13 protein-coding genes are annotated in these 14558 nt (G+C 68.4%); 8 read left to right on the forward strand and 5 right to left on the reverse strand.

Annotated elements, in window-relative coordinates; translation table 11 throughout:
- The first annotated feature begins 46 nt into the window (after positions 1 to 46).
- Genes AB0L70_RS07225 through AB0L70_RS07235 form a run of 3 tightly spaced genes read left to right on the forward strand, consistent with a single transcriptional unit; the run spans position 47 to position 3851 of the window.
- Positions 47 to 1504 carry a DUF4038 domain-containing protein gene (locus AB0L70_RS07225; RefSeq protein ID WP_363680995.1) on the forward strand — a complete coding sequence of 486 codons (1458 nt, stop codon included), beginning with the start codon at positions 47 to 49 and terminating at the stop codon, positions 1502 to 1504.
- Positions 1505 to 1530: 26 nt separating this feature from the next.
- Positions 1531 to 2508, forward strand: coding sequence for a sugar-binding transcriptional regulator (locus AB0L70_RS07230; RefSeq protein ID WP_363680997.1), 978 nt, complete (start codon positions 1531 to 1533; stop codon positions 2506 to 2508).
- Entirely contained in the window at positions 2508 to 3851 is a 1344-nt protein-coding gene (locus tag AB0L70_RS07235) for a threonine/serine exporter family protein (protein WP_363680999.1), read from the forward strand. Before AB0L70_RS07230 ends, AB0L70_RS07235 begins: the two co-directional genes overlap by 1 nt.
- On the opposite strand, the gene AB0L70_RS07240 is transcribed toward AB0L70_RS07235, so the two are convergent.
- Positions 3848 to 5374 (reverse strand): DUF4185 domain-containing protein, encoded by a 1527-nt coding sequence (locus AB0L70_RS07240; RefSeq protein ID WP_363681001.1) that lies wholly within the window; start codon positions 5372 to 5374, stop codon positions 3848 to 3850. The two genes, AB0L70_RS07235 and AB0L70_RS07240, sit on opposite strands and share 4 nt — an antisense overlap.
- 172 nt (positions 5375 to 5546) lie before the next feature.
- Here AB0L70_RS07240 and AB0L70_RS07245 point away from each other — a divergent pair, with 172 nt between their 5' ends.
- A complete protein-coding gene (locus AB0L70_RS07245; RefSeq protein WP_363681003.1) occupies positions 5547 to 6329 on the forward strand; it encodes a DUF899 domain-containing protein in 783 nt (260 codons plus the stop codon).
- A gap of 3 nt (positions 6330 to 6332) precedes the next feature.
- Here AB0L70_RS07245 and AB0L70_RS07250 read toward each other — a convergent pair whose 3' ends face one another.
- Positions 6333 to 7274: a hypothetical protein gene (locus AB0L70_RS07250; protein WP_363681005.1), complete on the reverse strand. Its 942-nt coding sequence runs from the start codon at positions 7272 to 7274 to the stop codon at positions 6333 to 6335.
- Between the two features lie 195 nt (positions 7275 to 7469).
- Here AB0L70_RS07250 and AB0L70_RS07255 point away from each other — a divergent pair, with 195 nt between their 5' ends.
- Genes AB0L70_RS07255 through AB0L70_RS07265 form a run of 3 tightly spaced genes read left to right on the forward strand, consistent with a single transcriptional unit; the run spans position 7470 to position 9634 of the window.
- Positions 7470 to 7868, forward strand: a complete 399-nt coding sequence (locus tag AB0L70_RS07255) for a cyclic nucleotide-binding domain-containing protein (protein WP_363681007.1) — start codon at positions 7470 to 7472, stop codon at positions 7866 to 7868.
- On the forward strand, positions 7858 to 8841 hold the full coding sequence (locus AB0L70_RS07260) for an adenylate/guanylate cyclase domain-containing protein (protein WP_363681009.1): 984 nt from the start codon (positions 7858 to 7860) through the stop codon (positions 8839 to 8841). Before AB0L70_RS07255 ends, AB0L70_RS07260 begins: the two co-directional genes overlap by 11 nt.
- 4 nt (positions 8842 to 8845) lie before the next feature.
- Positions 8846 to 9634 carry a GNAT family N-acetyltransferase gene (locus AB0L70_RS07265; protein ID WP_363681011.1) on the forward strand — a complete coding sequence of 263 codons (789 nt, stop codon included), beginning with the start codon at positions 8846 to 8848 and terminating at the stop codon, positions 9632 to 9634.
- Position 9635: 1 nt separating this feature from the next.
- Here the strand turns inward: AB0L70_RS07265 and AB0L70_RS07270 are convergent, their stop codons facing one another.
- Both AB0L70_RS07270 and AB0L70_RS07275 read right to left on the reverse strand, forming a co-directional pair.
- Complete coding sequence (locus tag AB0L70_RS07270; RefSeq protein WP_363681013.1) at positions 9636 to 10913, reverse strand: hypothetical protein; 1278 nt, start codon at positions 10911 to 10913, stop codon at positions 9636 to 9638.
- A complete protein-coding gene (locus AB0L70_RS07275) occupies positions 10910 to 11239 on the reverse strand; it encodes a PadR family transcriptional regulator (protein ID WP_363681015.1) in 330 nt (109 codons plus the stop codon). The genes AB0L70_RS07270 and AB0L70_RS07275 overlap by 4 nt, the downstream gene beginning before the upstream one ends.
- 161 nt (positions 11240 to 11400) lie before the next feature.
- Between AB0L70_RS07275 and AB0L70_RS07280 the strand changes: the two genes are divergently transcribed.
- On the forward strand, positions 11401 to 12324 hold the full coding sequence (locus tag AB0L70_RS07280) for an AraC family transcriptional regulator (protein ID WP_363681017.1): 924 nt from the start codon (positions 11401 to 11403) through the stop codon (positions 12322 to 12324).
- A gap of 257 nt (positions 12325 to 12581) precedes the next feature.
- Here AB0L70_RS07280 and AB0L70_RS07285 read toward each other — a convergent pair whose 3' ends face one another.
- A complete protein-coding gene (locus AB0L70_RS07285) occupies positions 12582 to 14531 on the reverse strand; it encodes a Xaa-Pro dipeptidyl-peptidase (RefSeq protein ID WP_363681019.1) in 1950 nt (649 codons plus the stop codon).
- Positions 14532 to 14558: the final 27 nt, after the last annotated feature.

Genomic DNA, 14558 nt, shown 5'->3' on the forward strand with positions numbered 1-14558 from the left:
CTTTGCGTCCGCCAGTTTATCGGCAACTTTGACCTTCGGGAGTGTCATGTCCATCTCAGTCGTCTGGCGGTCGATCGAACTCCCGGTGTCCCCGGCCGACGAGTGGATCGAGTTCGAGCACGAGAGCGGCCGCAGGCTCCGGCGGCCGACCTTCAGGGACGGCGACGCCCGGAAGGTGCGCTTCGCGGCGTCCGACCCCGGACGCTGGACCTGGACAGGTGGTGAGCTCGACATCGCTCCCGCGCCGACGGACGAGCTCAACCCGTTCTACCGGCACGGCTTCTGGCGGATGTCGCCCGGCGGCCGCAGCCTCGTGTACGCCGACGGCACGCCGGCGATCCTGGTCGCGGACACCGCCTGGGCGCTGCCGTGGCGGGCGACACCCGATCAGGTCCGCGAGTACGCCGCCGACCGGCAGGCCAAGGGGTTCAACGCGGTCCTGCTGATGACCGTCCAGCCGGATATGCGCGCGGTCGGTCCACGCGACAGGACCCAGGACGAGGGCTTCGACGTCGGCTTCGAGGACCTCGCCGACGGCCACCTGCTCAAGCCCAACGACGAGTACTTCCGGTACCTCGACGAGCTGCTCGGGATCCTCGTCGAGCATGGCCTGGTCCCCGTGCTCCAGCCCGTCTTCCAGGGCTTCGGCTGGAAGGGCCTCGACGTGGCCGGCACCGTCGTACCGCCGACCGAGTACGGAGACTACTGCCGCTACCTCGTCGCCCGATACGGCGCTCAGCCCGCGATCTACCTGGTCGGCGGGGACGGAACCGGCGCGGAACCGCAGGTCGCAGCCGGTGGGGCCGAGGTCCACGCGGTCGACTGCTACGGGCAGCCGACCGGCATCCACTACCGGCCGCACATCCACGCGCACGCTCACCAGGACGCCGACTGGCTGGATTTTCAGTGGTGCCAGACCGGTCACACCGGCGAACACGTGCAAGCGCGGGTCGCGGACATGTGGCGGAACGAGCCGGTGCGGGCGGTCGCGAACGGCGAACCGACGTACGAGAACACCGGCCGGACCGGCGTCGCTGCGGGCTGGTGGCAGGGGCATGAGGCGTGGAGCAACCTGTGTGCGGGCGGCACGATGGGGGTCGTCTACGGCGCGGGCAGTCTGTGGCAGTGGCGGCTGCATCCCGACGAGCCCGGTCACTCGGACTACTTCGTCGCCCCGGGCGCAGGCTGGCGGGAGGCGGTCGACTTCGAAGGATCGACGTACGTCGGACTCCTCGGACAGATCCTGGCCGGATTGCCGACGACTGATATGACCCCGGACTGGACCCGGGTGATCTCGGGGCGGGCGCTCAGCGGACCGGGCGGGATGCTGATCGTCTACCGCGAGCACGGTGGGATGGTGCCGGTGTTCGACGACACGGTGCCGCTGGACTACCGGATCGTGGATCCGCGGGACGGCTCGGTGGTCGCGACCGGGCGGCGCGACACTCCGGCCGATCCGCTGCCCGATCCTGGTGGCGCACCGCGCGTGTACATCTGCCTATAGTCCAGTCCTGACCTGAAGGGGGCACCGTGAACGGCAATCGTGGCGTACGCCAGCCGGGGCTGGACGAGCTGCGGCTGCTGGCGAAGGTGGCCCGGATGTACCACGAGAAGGGCATCCGGCAGCCGAAGATCGCGGCCGAGCTGAACCTGTCCCAGGCGCGGGTGTCGCGGATGCTCAAGCAGGCGGTCGAGGTGGGCATCGTGCACACCGTGGTGACCATGCCGAGCGGCGTGCACAGTGACCTCGAGGACGAGCTGCAAGGCCGGTACGGGCTGCGGGACGCGGTGGTCGTGGACACGCTCGGGCTGGTAGGCGACGACGTACTGCCCGCGTTGGGTTCGGGGGCGGCGGCGTACATCGACATGACGCTGACCGGTGGGCACGTGATCGGGATCTCGTCCTGGAGCGAGACGCTGATCAGCGCGGTCGACCGGATGCCGCGCAAGAGCGTGCCGGTGGTGGACAAGGTGGTCCAGATCGTCGGCGGTCTCGGTGACGCGGCGGTGCAGATGCAGGCGACCCGGCTGACCGCGCGGTTCGCGGAGCTGACCGGCGCGATGCCCGTCTACATGCCCGCGCCGGGTCTGGTCGGGACTCCCGCCGTCCGGCGCGCGATGATGAACGACGTGTCGGTTCGCGACGTTCTGGGCACGTGGGGGCAACTCACCGACGCCCTGGTCGGGATCGGCAGCCTGGAGCCGTCGCCGCTGCTGCAGCGCAGTGGCAACGCGGTCGCCGAGGCCGATCAGGACGAGCTACGCCGGCTCGGGGCGGTCGGGGACGTCTGTTTCCGGTTCTTCGACGAAGAGGGAAAGCTCGTGCGATCGACGTTCGACCAGCGAGTCATCGGGGTGACCGCCAAGGAGCTGCTGGCGGTACCGCGACGGATCGGTGTGGCCGGCGGTGAGCGGAAGTTCTCCGCGATCCGGGCCGCGCTGCTCGGAGGCTGGGTCAACATCCTGATCACCGACCTGGCGATGGCCCACCGCCTCCTCGGCGAGTGATGGAGCGGGACGAGCAGCGGGACGTCTACCGCACCCTTGACCTCGCCCTGCGGGTCGGTGAGGTGCTGCTGTCCAGCGGTGCCGGTACGGCGGACACGACCGCGACGATCCTCAGCGTCACGGCGGCCGGCGGCCTGCGCGGGTGTGAGGTCGACATCACCTTCACCTCGATGGCGCTCTCGTACCAGGCCGCGCCGGACGTCGCGCCCGAGACCCACCTCCGGCTGGTCCGCTACCGCTCACAGGACTTCTCCCGGCTGACCGCCGTCGACCAGCTGGTACAACGCTTTGCTCGCGGTGAGGTCACCCGGGACGAGGCGAGTCGTGAGCTGGCCCGGCTGACCTCGGCGGGACCGCCGTACCCGCGGTGGAGCGCCGTCCTCGCCTGGGGTGTGATGGCGGGTGGCGCGACGCTGCTGCTCGGTGGTGGCTGGCTGATCACAGCGGTTGCGGTCGTCACCGCGATCGTGATCGACCTGAACAACCGCTGGTTCAACCGGCAGCGACTACCGGCGTTCTACCAGCAGGTGGCGGGCGCGTTCGTCGCAACCGCGGTCGCCTTGATCCTGTACGCCGTGCATGCGCCGGTGAAACCGTCCTTGGTTGTTGCCGCCGGCATCATCATGTTGCTCGCGGGAATCGCCCTGACCGGTGCGGTCCAGGACGCGATCACCGGGTACTACGTGACCGCCGCGGCTCGAAGTCTGGAGGCGATGCTGCTGACCGGCGGCATCATCGCGGGGGTGTCGCTCGGTCTGGCGATCGGGGTCAAGTTCGGCCTGAGCATCGGGATCGAGGCAGAGACGATCCAGTTGGCGAAGCTGCCGATCATGGTCGGTGCGGGCGCGCTGATGGCGATCGCCTTCGCCTACGCCTCGTACGCGCCGTTGCGGGCGCTGCTGCCGGTCGCGGTGATGGGTGGGCTGGGTTCGATGGCGTTCACGCTGATGACCAAGGCCTCGTTCGGCCCGGCCTGGGCGACGGCCGCGGCGGCGTTCGTTGTCGGCCTCGGTGGCTACTCGCTCGGCCGCCGATCCGGGGTGCCGCCGCTGGTCGTGGTCGTGTCGGGGTCGGTTCCACTACTGCCGGGCTTGACGATCTACAAGGGCCTGTACGAGTTGATGAGCCTCGGGAATCTGATCGGGATCTTCGGTCTCGCGAGCGCGGTGGCTATCGGGGTCGCGCTCGCGTCGGGCGTGATCCTCGGCGAGTACGTCGCCCAGCCGATCCGCCGGGAGGCCCGTCGGCTGGAGGACCGGCTGGCCGGCCCGCGCCTGGTCGGCCCGCGACGGCCGGTGCGTCCTCGCACCAGCCGCCCGCGCCGGCGTCGGCGTACGGACTAGCCGAGCTCCTCCAGGACTACGTCGTCCAACTGGAGCCAGACGTCCTGGCCGTGGCCGAAGAAGCCGCCGTACAGCTGGATCAGGGACTCACGGCCGGAGTTGAAGTCGACGGAGACCTTTGTGTACGCCGGATGCGCGCCGCCGGTCTGTTGCGCGATCGTGCGGCCGCGAAGAGTTCGTACGCCGAGCATCGTCTCGGAGTTGTTGTCCGCGGTACGGATCCAGGCGGACAGGCGGTAGCGATGATTGGGGCGGACGGCAACGGTCTGCTGGAGTTGGTGCGCGCCGATCGAGTCCCGGACGTAGGCGTTGTTGGCGCCGGAGTGACCCAGGTTCGTGCGGTCGATGCCGCCGCGACCACTCAGTTGCCAAGGTGCTGTCGGCGTAGTCCCCGCCTGCGCCTCGAAGCCGGGATCCGTTACCAGGTTGGTGACCTGTCCATCGTCGGTGAGCTTGGTGTGCATCAGGAAGACGTTGTACGGATCCCACTGCGCCATCGTGAAGTAGAGATCCGGACCGGACGACCAGGGGTGCATGAAGGTGCCGTAGAGACCCGGGAAGTCAGTGCCGCGCGCAACGATCTGTTCCCCGCTCCACGGACCGGTCAGTGACTTCGACGAACGCAGTACGACGGATGCGCGGCTCTCGTCGAGATACATCATCAGGTACTTGCCGAGATAAGCGTTCCACTGGACCGAGACCTCACTGATCGGCCCGGCCGCAACGGGTACGGCGGCACGCTCCTGCGGGGACCAGGTCCGGCCGTCCCAGTACCGCCAGGCCTTCTTGTCCAGCACCTGCTTCTCCGGGGCCCGCGCCAGATGGGCGTTGCCGAACCGGCCGTTCGGCGTACCGATCATGTAGACGTAGCCCTTTTCCTTGACCAGGGCAACCATCTGGAAGTTGTCGTCCCACGCCTTGGTGTTCTGCCAGCGGGCGGTCGGGGATTTCGTCCAGGTCTCGCCGTTGTCGTCGGAGTAGGCGAAGCCGGAGTAGTTCGTGAACCAGCTGCCGGCCGGCCCCCAGTAGTTGACCGACATGTACTGCACGTACTGGCGTTTGCCGACCGAGATCCCCGCGGTCGGGATCACTGTGTGCTCGTCGCGGTCGATCTTCTTGCAGTCGAGGAACTCCTTGGCGTGACCAGGCCGGTCCTCGGCGGCCGAGTCGAGCGTCATGCCGTCGGCGAGGTTGCGGTCCTTGCTGCGCAGGAGCAGGTTGCACCGCCAGTCGATCGTGGCCTGGTCGCCGGCGCCGCCACCCGGGCCGGTCCAGCCACTGCCGTAGCTGTCACCGAACGCGGACAGGATCTCGCCGGAGCCGTTGTCCCAGAGGATTCCGAGGTCGGTCGCCTTCAGCCCGAAGCGGGCCTCGGTGTCGTTGATCGACTCGGGACCGGTGAGCTTCGCGACCCGTTCGGCCGGCGAGGGGACGGCCGAGGCCTGGGCCGGTCCCGACTGGTTGGCCGGCACCAGCGCGGCTCCGAGCAGAACGGGCAGGACGAGCAACAATCGCTTCCGCATGCGTGGTCTCCTCCGGGCGGGGCAGGACTCGGTGAGAAATACTCGAGAGTGAGAAATCGATTTCCGCTGAACCTAACCGGGGACTGTGCGCTGGTCAACAGCTCAGTCCGGTTCAGGGGGCGACATCTGGACACTGAGGTGAGAGAAGCTTCCGAGGCCAATGGAGGGTGAGATGACGACGATGGGGAATCTGCCGGAGGTTGTGTCGGAGGAGGAGTGGCTGGCGGCCCGGCGGGAATTCCTGGCCCTGGAGAAGGAGGTGACCCGGGCCAGGGACCGGCTGAACGCGGCACGCCGGCAGTTACCGATGAAGAAGGTGACCAAGCCGTACACGTTCGAAGGACCGGACGGAGAAGTCGGCCTGCTCGACCTGTTCGACGGCCGTCCGCAGTTGGTCATGCATCACTTCATGCTCGCGCCGGACTGGGACGAGGCGTGTCCGAGCTGCTCGTCGGCGGCCGACGAGATCGGGAACCTGCGCCAGTTGCACGTCCGCAACACGTCGCTGGTGGCCGTGTCGAGGGCGCCGTACGCGAAGATCGCCGCGTTCAAGGAGCGGCTGGGCTGGACGTTCCCGTGGTACTCGTCGTACGGCAGCGACTTCAACTACGACTTCCACGCCACCCTCGACAACCGGGTCGCGCCGGTGCTGCTGCACTTCCGCACCGAGTCCGATCTGACCGCAGCCGGTACGCCGTGGACGGGCGGTCCCTGGACGGACGACATGAACGGCGAGGAGATGCCCGGGATCAGCACCTTCCTGCGGGTCGGCGACGACGCGTTCCACACGTACTCCACCTTCGGCCGCGGCATCGAGGACTTCCACAACGGCTACCGCTACCTGGACCTGACCGCTCTCGGCCGCCAGGAGGAGTGGGAAGAGCCGAAGGGTCGCGCCGAGCCGTTAGGCCTGCAGGTCGGTGGCCCGAACATGAAGGTCCCCGACCAGTACTGACGTTCACTCCCCGAAGAGCATCGGGTTGTCGCCCGGCCGGAGGACGTGGCGGAAGTAGACGGGGTCGGCGAACGTCGCCGGGACCTTGCCGAGTCCCTTGATCACGGTGGCGGTGCCGTTGGCGTGGCCGACGGCGTACAGGTAGCCCGTGTGGGTGTCCTTGTCGATGCCGAGGAGCACGGTTCCGTACTGGCCGCACTTGTCGATCACCAGTGCCTCGAAGCCCTGCCAGGTCGAGTCGCGGATCTTCTTCACGACCGGCTTCAGCGGCGACGTCCGAGGGAGCCGGATCGTGTAGAGCGCACCGCCGCGGGTGTTGGCCAGGAAGGTGTCGTACGTTGCGGTCTGGCTGATCAGCGCCATCGTCTTGACCGCGGCGAACCCGGTCGCGGTCTGCTTGTTGCCCCAGGCAGTTCCGGGGCGATCTTCCCAGCGGGTGATCGTGCCATTGCTGCGCAGCGAGTACTGCATGTTGAACGCCGGGGGATCGGGATACTTCCAGTACCGGGTCGTGTCGACGAAGGTCGCGTCACCCCAGCCGCCGCCGACCTTGGAGAGGTAGACCTTCGATCGGTCGACCTCGTCGGCCTCGGTGAGGTAGTAGGCGCTGGCGTACAGCGCGGACCCGATCACGACATTGCCCCAGTACAACCCGCCGGTGCCGGTGACGTCCGGATCGTTCGTGATGGTCGCGCTCAGCCGGACCTGTCCGTCGGGGTAGATGTCGGGGTAGCTGCGGATCACGTAGGACGTCGGCGGTGAGGTGGCGGTCACCACCAGGGATGGGTGGTCGCCGCCGGTTGTGACCGAGCCGGCGACCATGGCGCAGGCTGCCGAGGTGGCGGTGGCGACCGTGGGTGCGGCGTCCGCGACGCCAGGGACGGCGCCTGTCAGCAGGAGGGCCGTCGCTGCGATCCACCGCGTGGTACTCGTTCGACCGGACATGACCAGCCCCTCAGGGGTCGCCGTACGAAGTAATGCTTCTGGTTACCCCGATGCGCGGGCGGGCCGGAAAGTTACGCCGCCGGTTTTCGGCGTTTCGGACCCGTCGGGTGACCTTCGCTCCGGCGAGCCGTTAGAGTTACCGACTGGAAACATCGGCTGATCGCCGGGGTGGCCCGGCGGGCTCGGAGGATCGACGTGGCACTGGGTAGGACGTCCCCGCGGGACCTGCCGCTGTTCGCGGATCTGTCCGGCCGGGACATCAGGGACATCTTCCGGGCCGGCGAGGAGGTCTCCGTGCCGGCGGGCTGGTCGCTGATTCTGGAGCAGACCGCTCCGGACGCGGCGTACCTGATCCTCAGCGGTACGGCAGCGGTCCGGTCGAAGGGCGAGGAGATCGCCGAACTCGGCCCCGGCGACATCGCCGGCGAGGTCGCGGTCCGGAAGAACACGTTGCGCACGGCAACCGTCACGGCCAAGTCCCGGCTGCAGCTGCTGCACTTCACCCGGGAGAAGTTCGACGACCTGACCCGTCGCCTGCCCGCGTTCCGCGACGCCATCGACGCCACCATCGCCGAGCGCCGCGGTGGTTCCTGACTCCTCTCCCGCTGACCTGGAGGGACTGCAGCGGGAGTTCGAGCGGACGCTGCTGGGTGGGGAGCGGAAGTTCACCCGGATCGAGGTGTCCGAGCGGGCCGGTATCTCGATCGCGCGGGCCGAGCGGATGTGGCACGCGCTCGGGTTCGCGACCGTACCCGACGACGAGATCGCCTTCACCGACGACGATGTCGAGGCACTGCGGCTGGTGGCGGCGCTGGAGGACGACGACTTCATCGATCCGGAGATGGAGTCCTCGCTGGCACGCAAGCTCGGGCAGACGCAGTCCCGGCTGGCCTCGTGGCAGTCGTCGATGTTCCTCGAATTCCTGGGCGGATCGAAGCTGTCGGCGGACGAGGCCATCGAGGTGGCCGAGCAACTGTTGCCGGCGATGGAGCGGCTGCAGACCTACGTGTGGCGACGGCACCTGGCCGCGGCCGCCGGGCGGGCGGTGGCCGGCTCGGACGAGCTGGCGCGCGGCGTGCGGACGGTCGGGTTCGCCGACATCGTCAGCTACACCCGCCTGACCCGGCGGATGACGGAGGCCGAGCTCGGCCAGTTGATCGAGCGGTTCGAGGGCATGGCCGCGGACGTCGTTGCGCTGAACGGCGGCCGGGTGATCAAGTCGATCGGCGACGAGGTCCTCTTCGTCACCGACAGCGCGGCCCAGGGCGCTGCGGTCGCGCTGGCCCTGCAGGACGCGGTCAACGCGGCCGAGGACCTGCCCGAGCTCCGGATCGGCCTTGCCTACGGCACCATCCTGATCCGCCTCGGCGATGTGTACGGCGAAGTCGTCAACCTGGCCGCCCGTCTCACCGCCGAGTGCAAACCCGGCCGCGTCCTCGCGGACCGTGAACTCGCCGCAGCCCTCGACGGTCACCCGGCCTACCGCCTCCGTCGCCTCCGCCGCGTCTCGGTCCGCGGGTACCACCACCTCGTCCCGTACGCCGTTCAACGGGCTGAGGAACAATAGGTTCGTGCGCGAGATCCTGACCTCTGCTGACCTGATCCAAGCGAGTGGAGGCGATCCGCAGATCGTCTGGGCTGCCCAAGGCTTCGCCCCGGGGGTTCGCGCTTGGTACGACGGCGATGCGGTCGCCGTCGCGTCCCCCGGTCTCTCGAGGCGCGATCGGCTCGCGGTGGCCGGCCCGGTTTCGACGGTAGCCCGACTGGCGGCCGGGATCCTCGCGGAGGTCGGGCCGACCTTCCGCCCGTTCGGCGCGGAGGACCTCGTGCGCGGGCTCGTCGAGCGGGTGCCGGGGTTGAAGTTCGGCGCCGCGTTCGGCTGGATGGAGAGGCGGACGTCCGCCACTCACCAAGCTCGTCCGGCAGCGCCGCCGCACGCTCGGCAAAGGACCCAGGACGGGTCAGGCGGTGACTTGGTGAGTGGTGGAGGTCCGACGTGGCTCGATGGAGATGCCGGTGTCGAGGAGTTGCTGACCGAGGCGTCGCCTTCGTCGTATGCGTGGCCCGGTCGGGGCGGTGTACGGCGGTGGGCTGGGGTGACCGGGGACGGCGGGGAGCTGTTGAGTATCGCGGCGGATGCGTGGAGTGCACCGGAGGTGGGTTTCCTGGCCGGTGTGGCCACGTTGCCTGTTGCCCGGGGCAAGGGGTTGTCGCGGCAGGTGTGTGGGTTCGTGACGGCCGAGCTGCTCAAGCGGCACGGGCGGGTGGCGTTGATGGTCGATGGCATCAACGCCCCCGCGATCGGGCTCTATCGCACGCTCGGGTACACCTACCGCAACGTCGCTGCCGCCCACCTGTAGGTCAGCGGGTCGGCTCGACCGTCAGCGTCACACCAGGGGTCGGAACCTTGGCGGTCGGCGCCGTGGTCGGCGGCTTCACGGACGGTGGGGCCGTGGGCGTCGGGGCTGGCGTCGGCTTGTCGGTCGGGCCGTTGCTCGGTGTCGACGTCGTACGGGTGGCCGGCGCGGGCGGCGGGACGAAGGGCGCCTTGGTGGTGTCCTTGCAGTTCTCCGGGTCTGCGTAGCCGTCCTCGTCCGGGCTCACCACAGCCTGGGGGAACAGGTTGCTCGTCGTGCCAGGCTGGTTCGAGCCGTAGTTCGCTGCGCAGTCCTGGGGCTCCAGGCTGATCGGGTTGCCGTCCTGGTCGTACAGCCGGACGTCGACCTGCTTGCCCTGGGCATCGAACGGGTAGATGTTGGTGACCCGGTTCCCGTCCAGCCGGAGGCCGTTCGGGGCGTACGACGTGTTGTTGGTGCCGCGGTAGTCGTTGTAGTTGCCGAACAGGCTGAACGAGGTGCCGACATACGCGGCGGCAAGGAACGCCGGGACCGCGACGGCTGTGACGACGTTGAGCGGTACGACGTACCAGAGCCAGCGGCGGTCCCGCTGGGTCTTGCGGCCGACCCAGATCGAGACCGCGGCGCCCGCGATTGCACCGACTACCGTGACCGAAGCCGCGCCGAACAGCGCGAAGAACCCACCGCCGCCGATCACGCCGCGGACGACCCACCAGACCGGTTGGCCGATGCTGGTCAGCTCGGCGCGGGCGTTCGGGGGGATCTGATCGATCAGGCCACGGATCGCAGTCGCACCCTGCGCGCCCCGAGGGGTGTCGAGGACGATCCGCGGGTCGTAACCGTGCAACGCCCGTACGCCGAGATAGGCCGCCGCGAACAGCACCGCGATGCCGAGCAGGCCGAAGAACACGGTGGCGTCCTGCTGCCAGGCGAAGATGCCGATGGCAATGAAGAACGGTCCGACGGTGGCCGCGATCAGGCCCCAGCGCAAGGCCTTCCAGCCCGCGTCGAGGTGTGCGACGCCGACCGGCTTGGTGCGGGGCGGGTAGCCGGCCGCGGTACGCAGCTCATCGGCGTACTGCTGTGGGGTGCCCAGTCGCTCCTGCAGGGCCGCGAGCGTCGGCCCGCCCTCGGGTCCAGGCTCGAACTCGGCGGCAACCTCGGTGAGGTGACCGCTGACGTCGTCGAGCACGTCCTCCAGCTCACCCGGCGGCAGGTCGCTCAGCTCGGCCCGCACCTGGGCGAGGTAGATCGCGACGGCTCCGGTCAGAGTGCTGTTCACGCGGCCTCCTTCTCCAGCAGCAGCACCGACATCGTGTCGGCGAAGTGGTTCCAGGTCTTGGTGGACTGTTGGAGCAGCTCGTGGCCGGTCTTGTTCAGCCCGTAGTACTTGCGGTGCGGACCTTCCTCGCTGGGTTGCACGTACGACGTCAACGCGCCGGCCGCGAACAACCGCCGCAACGTCCCGTACACCGACGCGTCCGCGACATCCTCGAGGCCGGCGGCCCGCAGTCGGCGCAGCACGTCGTACCCGTATCCGTCGGCATCCCGCAACACCGCGAGCACCGCCAGATCCAGCACACCTTTGAGCAGTTGGCTCGTGTCCATCAGACCTCCCTCGGCGCACCGGAAGGCCGGACCCCTCAGACCGCCCTCCCGGTGCTCTGCCGACCACACTACTACACATTGCGCAGTACTCCGCCAACCAGTAGGCGGATCCGCAATTTCGATCAAGTACGGCGGGGCCCGGACGGGGCACAGTGGTGGGCATGGCGGATGTGTTCGAGAAATTCGTGGCGGTGGTGGCCTCCGGGCTGGCCGGTGATGTGCCCGTGAACGGGGCGGGGCTGGCTGGGCGGGTGCACTTGTCGCGGTTCCACTTCGATCGGGTGATCGGGGCGGCGGCCGGGGAGTCGCCGTTCGCGTTCCGGCGGCGGGTGTTGCTCGAGAGGGCGGCGTACCGGTTGCTGGCCGAGCCGGTCGGGGTGCTGGAGGTCGCGGTCGAGGCCGGGTACGGGTCGAACGAGGCGTTCACCCGGGCGTTCGCCAGAGCCTATGGGATGTCGCCGCGGGAGTGGCGACGGGAAGCGTCGCGGGTGTTCTTCCTGACGGCGCCGAGCGGGGTTCATTTTCAGCCACCGGCGGGATTGCGCCTGCCGGCCCGAAGAGAGGTGCGAGGGATGGACGTACTGGTGAAGATGGTCGAGCATCACGTCTGGCTCACCGGCGAGATGATCGAACGCGGCGCCCGCCTGGACGCGGCGACACTGGACCGGCCGATCGAACTGTCGGTCGAAGGAATCGACGACGACATCTCGATCCGCTATCTGCTGGATCGCCTTGTCTGGCAGGAAGAAATGTGGCTGGCGTCGGTGGAGGACCGTCCCTTCCAGGTGCCCGAATGCGGCCGCCAGGTCGTCACCCCGATTCCCGACCTCCGCACCCGCCACGCCGACGCGGGTTCCCGCTTCGTTGCCTTGGTCAATCAACTCAACGAGTCAGGCCGCTTCGATGAAAGCTTCGTCGACACCACCTGTGAACCACCCCGGGTCTTCACCTACGGCGGCCTGGTCGCCCACGTCCTCACCTTCGCCGCCCACCGCCGCTCCCTCCTGATCGGAGCCTTCTACACAGCCGGCATAACAGACCTAGGCTTCGGCGACCCCATGCTCTACGTAGCCGAAGGCAAATAGTTGGTGCGTGTGGTTCAGCCCCACGCCCCCGGCGCACGCGCTCCTACGTCGCCTGCCCGCTCCACCCACCCGACAATGCGCGATGTCGCGCTGACGAGACACGGCTCACCGGGGTTGGATGGGCTTGCGGAGGTGGGTTGGCGGGACCGCGGGGCTGTCGATGAAGCGCGAGAGCGCGCACCACGGGTGGGTGGGAGCGGCGGCGAGCACGCGACGTAGGAGCGCGCGTAGCGGCGCGTGGGGCTTCCTTGAGCTCGTTAGTTGCTGGGGTCGTGGAGGTCGGGGCGTTGGGTGGGGGTGGTGATGTCTACGTCTATGGGCTGGGGCTTGGTGGGGGCGGCGATCTTGCCGGACGTGAGCGGGAGGTTCAGTTTGCTGCCGGCCAGGTCGATGTCGATGGTGGCGCCGGTGTCGTTGGGGGAGGTCCACTCGGTGTCGGAGAGGGTTACGGCCAGGGCCAGGACTCGGCCCTTGGGGATTACCTCGTCCTGGGCGCGGAGGGGAACGGTGACCGTGGACCACTTGCCGGGCGTCAACGGAGTGGGCTTGCTCAGGGACTTGCTGTGGGCGGCGTCAACCCAGCCTCGGCTGACGATGCCGTGGTCGCTCTGTGCGGTGAGCTTGTCGACGGTGTAGTAGCAGCTGTCGTCGTAGTCGGTGCTCGAACCCTCGCAGGTGCTCTGCGTCGTCGTGCGTACGCCGGTGTAGCGGGCCGCGTCGCCGTACTCGATCAGGCGGGCGGTGACGGGCGTGGTGGACGAGTCGGACTTGAGCTTGAGCGTGACCGACGGCGTACCGCTGATCCGGATCGGGGCGGTCAACGGCGCGGACAGGAACACCTGCCGGCCGGCGATCTCCTCGGACGGGTCGGCGACGATGTCGTCCTCGGTCAGCTCGGGGTCGTCGGTGATCGTGACAGATCCCTTGCCTGCGGCACCTAGTTTGCCGGCGGCGAGCGGGACCGAGGCGGGACGGTTCACGGCCGGCCAGGACTTGTAGTCCCGCCAGACGTTCGGAGCCGTCTCGATCGATGCCATCGGCTCCTTCATCACGCCGTTCTGCAAGCCCTGCAGCCAGTAGTCGAACCACTTGTGCAGCTCGTCCACCCAGGCGTCACGCCGGAACTCGAAGGGATCCACGTGGTCCTCGATACCGAGCCACAGCTTGCGCGGCACCTTGTTCTTGGCGAGTGCTGACCACCACTGCGAGAAGTGGTTGGTCTGGACGTTGTAGTCGCTCAGGCCGTGCGTCATGAACACCGACGCCTTCACCTTCGACGCGTTCTTCAGGTAGTCACGCTCGGCCCAGAAGGCTGTGTAGTCACCGGTGTCGTCATCGTCGTTGTCGCCGAGCTCGCCCCGAACCGCTTCACACGCAGGCGTGCTGTGACCGACGTACCCACCGAGCCAAGGCATGTAGTCGTCGGAGTACGGGACGCCGCCGGAGCGCGTGTAGTCATACCACGACGAGATCGCCGAGATCGGTACGATCGTCTTCAGGCCCTTGACCCCGGTTGCGGCCACCCCGTTCGCGAGGGTCCCGTCGTACGACTTGCCGATCATGCCGACATTGCCGGTGGTCCAGGTGGCCGTCACCTTCCGCCCGTCGGCGTCGTGTGCGGTGTTGCGGCCGTTCAACCAGTTGATCACCGCGACCACAGAGGCGATCTCGTCCTTGCCGCCGACGTCTCCACAGCCGGTCGAGCGACCGGTGCCGACGATGTCGACGCCGACAACGGCGTACCCACGCGGTACGAAGTAGTTGTCGTAGTACAGCGGCATCTTCTGGATGATGCCGCTCTCGTCGTACGTCTTCTTCTCGCTCTCGTTGCCGCGTCCGCAGCAGGAGTAGTACGGCGATGCGTCCATGATCACCGGGATGCGTACACCGGTCAGCGCGGTCTCGCTCGGCCGCACGATGTCGACGGCGATCACGTCGTCCTTGCCGTCGGAGTCGGTGTCCATCGTGGTGTCGACGTACACGGACTGACGGATCGCGGCAGCGTAGTCGTAGACCGGCTGCGTGCTCTTCGTGCGCTGGTCGATGTGCTCGGGCACGCCGGCTGCGGTGGCGGCCGAGGCCGCCGGAGCAGGGTTCGTGCCCGGGCCGTCCGGGATCGGCCCAGCCACAGCGGGACCGGTGACGGTCCCGAGGCTGAGCACGGCGGACGAGACCAGGATCGTCACCCTGGCGCGGACGGACGTCATGGCTGGGAAGGCTAGTCACTCGCGCGC

Source organism: Kribbella sp. NPDC051952 (assembly GCF_040680855.1).
Classification (GTDB): Bacteria; Actinomycetota; Actinomycetes; order Propionibacteriales; family Kribbellaceae; genus Kribbella.